Here is a 4516-nt window from a genome sequence, read left to right on the forward strand (position 1 = left end):
TCGACGTCGTTGACCACCGCCACCGCGATGTCCATGGACAGGTATTCGCGGCGCAGGTGGTCCTCGTCCGGATCGAGGTGCACGGTGACGCCGGCGTCTTGCAGCGCGCCCAGCAACCTGGGCATCGCTTGCCCGGCGATCTCGGCGTCGACCAGCAGTGTCTCGGCGGCGTTGCAGACACTGGGCCGCCGGGTTTTGGAGTTCAGCAGGATCCGCTCGGCCAGGTCCAGGTCGGCGGATTCGTGGACGTAGACGTGACAGTTGCCGACGCCGGTCTCGATGGTGGGCACCTGGGCCTCGCGGACCACCGCGTCGATCAGGCTCGCTCCGCCACGCGGGATCACCACGTCAACCAGACCGCGGGCCTGGATCAGATGGGTGACCGTGGACCGGTCCGCAGAGGACAGCAGCTGAACCGCGTCGGCGGGCAAATCCTCGCTGTCCAGCGAGGCACGCAACACCTCGACGAGCGCCTGGTTCGACTTGGCCGCCGACGAACTCCCGCGCAGCAGCACCGCATTACCGGACTTGAGCGCCAACCCGAAAGCGTCGACCGTGACGTTGGGGCGGCCCTCATAGATCATGCCGACCACGCCGAGCGGAACCCGCTGCTGGCGCAACTGCAGGCCGTTGGGCAGCGTGTAACCGCGCAGCACCTCTCCGACCGGGTCGGGAAGCCCGGCGACCTGGCGCAGGCCGGCGGCGATTCCGTCGATGCGCTGCGGGTTCAACGCCAACCGGTCCAGCATCGCGGTCGGTGTGTCGGCGGCCCGGGCGGCGTCCAAGTCTTCGGCGTTGGCCGCCAGGATCCGCTCGGTGTTGGCCAAAATCGCCTCGGCCGCAGCCTTCAGCGCGTGATCCTTGGCGACCGTCGGCAGCAGCGCCAGGGCGCGGGACGCGATCCGGGCCCGGCGCGCGGCGTCGTGGACGTCCTGACGCAAGTCGGGTTGCTGCTGGGCCGCTCCGCTCCGGGAGGGGGCGTGCACACTCATTGATCCAGGGTAACGGGCTAGGTGCGGCCGCTGGTAAGGCCCCGTCGGCGCCGACGTGATTACGGGCTGACAGACGCCGCCGTGAGCGATCGGCCGGCGCTCTCGATGGCGGATTTGACGGTGTCGATTCCGCTGCCGCCATCGCAGGGGATGACGACTCCGGTTATATAGCTGCCGGCTGACGAGGACAGGAACATGGCCAGATTGGCGATGTCCTCGGTGGTGCCGAGACGGCCGAGCGGGACGCTCGCGCTGGCGCTGGACCCGTCGGGATCGGTTGCGGGCGTCAGGCGCTCGAGTCCTTCGGTGCCTTCGATCGGGCCTGGCGCAATGGCATTGACACGGACGCCCTTGGCTCCCCATTCGAGGGACAGCACCCGGGTGAGTTGGTCCACTCCGGCTTTGGCAGCGCAGACGTGGGCCTGATAGCGCATCGGAATGACGGCTTGTGGGGCGGTGATATTGACCACCGACGCTCCGTCGCGCAGGTGCTCGAAGCCCGCACGCAGCACGTTGAACGTGCCGTTCAGGTCGATGTCGACGACAACCTTGAATCCGTTGGGCGACAGTGCGTTTGCTTCGGCCAGGAAGTTGCCCGCGGCACCGGAGATCAGCACGTCGAGCGGTCCGTGGTCCTGGGTAAAGGCCGCAAAAGCGTTCGTCACCGAATCGAAGTCGCGGACGTCGGCCACATATCCGTGGGCCCGGTCGGTCAGAGCGCTCAGGCGCTGCACCGCCGCGTCCACATTTGCTTGTTTGCGGCTGACGACCGCAACCCTTGCCCCGGCACGCGCGAAACTCTCGGCGATGCCGAGGTTTATCCCCGTGGTGCCGCCAAAGACCATGACGTTGCGGTCGGTGAAGTCGAATCGGATGTCCACGGGATGGCCTCTCTGGCGGGGTGTCGAAGTTGTGACGGTCCTCTGATAGTGGACCCGATCCGGCTCGACGACGATGTTGCGGGAACCAAAACCTAGCCCGCCGAAACTGTTCCCCAGGACAATCAGGACCTTGTTCGCGGGAACAAGAACTCAGGCTCGACTACCTGCCAAACGCCGCATTGACTACCTATACTTCATCCCGTGCAACAAACCGAGCGTGAGAAGGGTAGCGACTTTACCGACCAAGTGCTGCGCCAGGTCACCGCGCTCGGCGCCGCACTGCTGGGCGAAGTCGACGACCTCGCGGTGGAAGCAACGCGCCGCATCCAGGCGGCCGACCCGATCTACCGGCAGGGGTTGGTAACCACCGAGCAACTGCAGCAGACCCTGGCCGCAACCATCAGCTACGTCTACGGCCAACTCGGGCGTCGTCCGCGACGACCGTCACCGGAGTCGTTCGGGGACGGTCGCACACGCGCTCGCGCCGGCGTCCCGTTGACCGCGGTCATGACGGCCTACCGCGTTGGCGGCCAATATATGTGGGAACGTCTCGCAGCCGCCGCGACGGAAGCCGCAGTGAGCGGTGCGGTTATTGTCGCCGCCGCCACCGAGATGTGGCTGGTGCTGGACACTTTCACCACCGACATGGCCAACGGATACCGGGAGGAAATCACCGCCAAGGCGATCGTCGAAGAGCAGCGGCGCTCGACCCTGGTCGAGGCGATCCTGCAGGGACAGCTCACCGACACCAGTTTGTTTGAGGCAGCCGACATTCTGCGGTTGCCACCGCAGGGCCCGTTCGTCGTGATCGCCGCCACGCTTGCCGAGCCGGCGCGCTCGACTCGACCGCAGATCGCGAATCGCCTTCGCCACCAGGGAATCTCATCTGCCTGGGGGATGACCTATGACACCGAGGTCGGCATCGCCGCGCTGCGCAACCCGAGCCGTGACATGACGGCGGTCACCGCAGCACTGCAGGAGACCGGCAGTGGCCGGGTCGGGGTCAGTTCGCCGTACGACTCTCTTATCGACAGTCCGCCGGCCCTGCGGCTGGCGCGAATCGCGATGCGCGCCAGCACCGCCGAGCGGCCGGTGACGGTTTTCGAGCGCGACCCGCTGTTGATCGCGGCCGTGGCCACGCCCGACATCATGCGCCGTCTCGCCGACATCACCCTGGCCGGACTGAGCGATCTTCCGCCGGCCTACAAAAGGCAGCTGCTGGAAACGTTCGGGGCCTGGCTGAACAACGGCGGCTCGGCTAGCAGGGCGGCCGCCGAGCTGTATTGCCACGCCAACACCGTTCGGTACCGCCTCAGGCGACTCGCCGAGTACACCGGGCGCAGCCTGGATGACCCGCGCTGGATCGCTGAGCTGGGGCTGGCCTACCAGATCGAGCTGGCCGACGAGGTCAACGCCGTCTGACGACCCGAGTGTCAGGCGAAGCGCTGGATGAATTGCAGTGCGATGTCGGCGACTTCGCGCCAACCGTGGTCGATGGTAAGCGCGTGTCCGCGGTCTGCAACCTCGACGAACTCGGTGACCCCGGGGTTGCGCTGCTGGCGTTTGAACGCGGCCTCGGAGATCGCCCGCGGCACCGTGTTTGTCCTTCTCCCCCGAGAGGATCAACAGCGGTCCCCTATCGGACCTTTCGGTGTCGACTTTGGCCTCGGTCCATGGGTTGAAATTGGCTGTGGCCGCCTGAAATAACGGCACGCCGGACGCCGGCACCGCGAACGTCTCATACAACTGCTTAGCTTCGTCCTCGTCGACGGCGTTGGCGAAGGCGAATCGGAATTGGTCGTAAGTCAACGGCACCGCGCGGTGCCGGTTCGCCGGGTTTGCCAGGACCGGCTTCGCCGCCTTCAGCGACGAGAAGGGCAGCGGCAGCACGCCCCGAAACGGCGCGCCGTCGATCGCGACGGTGGCCGCGGACAATCCACGCCCGGCAACGATTTGGGCCAGCAGCCCGCCGAACGAGTGGCCGATCACCGCGGGCTTGCGGGTGAGCTCGGCGATGACCGCCGAGTAGTGATCAGCAACCTGCCCAACGGTTTTGCCGGCGAACACGCCGGGATCCTGGTGGGCTTCCTCGACAGTGCACGGATCGTCGGGCCAACCCGCGGTGACCGGGGCGTAGCCGGCTTCGGCGAACACGGCCGCCCACCGGTCCCAACTGCTGGCCAATAGCCACAGGCCGTGGATGAACACAACCGGGGTCCGGCCGGAGCCGTTGGCCTGGTGAATTTCTTCGAGGGTGTGCTGGTCGATGCTGGATGCAGGTGTCGACATCAGTGGCTCTCCAAGGGATTTTGACGGCGATCAAAGGGGTGCTCTGAGCCTGCAACGACCACACCAACCGGTCACTGTCCCGGGTCACACAATTGGGGGCACCAAAGTTGTGGCCGGGGCCAAATTCGGCCTGCTCAGATCCCAGCCTTACCCGACCGGCTCGCGCTGGGCCACCTGCCGCACCTTGGTTCGACGCTCGTCAAGGATGTGGCCAAAGTCCTGTAGGAGCAACGGTTCACGTGTCACCAGATGCTCGATATGCTCGCGGTCGATCTCCAGCGCCGTGACCTCCTCAAGGGCGTACGCGCTCGCCAGGTTCGGTTGCCTGGTCAATGCGGTCAGCCCCAGAAACGC

4 protein-coding genes and 2 pseudogenes are annotated in these 4516 nt (G+C 66.3%); 1 reads left to right on the forward strand and 5 read right to left on the reverse strand.

The features are described 5' to 3' along the window. Together VML93_RS03810 and VML93_RS03815 are read right to left on the reverse strand one after the other, a co-directional pair. Window positions 1-992, reverse strand: a 992-nt coding sequence (locus VML93_RS03810) for a glutamate-5-semialdehyde dehydrogenase (protein WP_325607837.1), incomplete at its 3' end; no start/stop codon positions are given. A gap of 59 nt (window positions 993-1051) precedes the next feature. Beyond that, entirely contained in the window at window positions 1052-1873 is an 822-nt protein-coding gene (locus tag VML93_RS03815; protein WP_325607839.1) for an SDR family oxidoreductase, read from the reverse strand. 201 nt (window positions 1874-2074) lie between these two features. Here VML93_RS03815 and VML93_RS03820 point away from each other — a divergent pair, with 201 nt between their 5' ends. Beyond that, the gene (locus VML93_RS03820; RefSeq protein WP_325607841.1) at window positions 2075-3295 is read left to right on the forward strand and encodes a helix-turn-helix domain-containing protein; all 1221 of its coding nucleotides are present in this window, start codon (window positions 2075-2077) and stop codon (window positions 3293-3295) included. A gap of 11 nt (window positions 3296-3306) precedes the next feature. Here the strand turns inward: VML93_RS03820 and VML93_RS03825 are convergent, their stop codons facing one another. The 3 genes and pseudogenes from VML93_RS03825 to VML93_RS03835 all read right to left on the reverse strand — a co-directional run. Further along, window positions 3307-3468 (reverse strand): hypothetical protein, encoded by a 162-nt coding sequence (locus VML93_RS03825; protein ID WP_325607843.1) that lies wholly within the window; start codon window positions 3466-3468, stop codon window positions 3307-3309. Between the two features lie 22 nt (window positions 3469-3490). Beyond that, window positions 3491-4162: pseudogene (locus VML93_RS03830) on the reverse strand (esterase/lipase family protein); the annotation flags it as partial. A 147-nt stretch (window positions 4163-4309) separates the two neighbouring features. Further along, window positions 4310-4516 (reverse strand): annotated as a pseudogene (locus VML93_RS03835) (hypothetical protein); the annotation flags it as partial.

Source organism: Mycobacterium sp., assembly GCF_035499775.1.
GTDB lineage: Bacteria > Actinomycetota > Actinomycetes > Mycobacteriales > Mycobacteriaceae > Mycobacterium.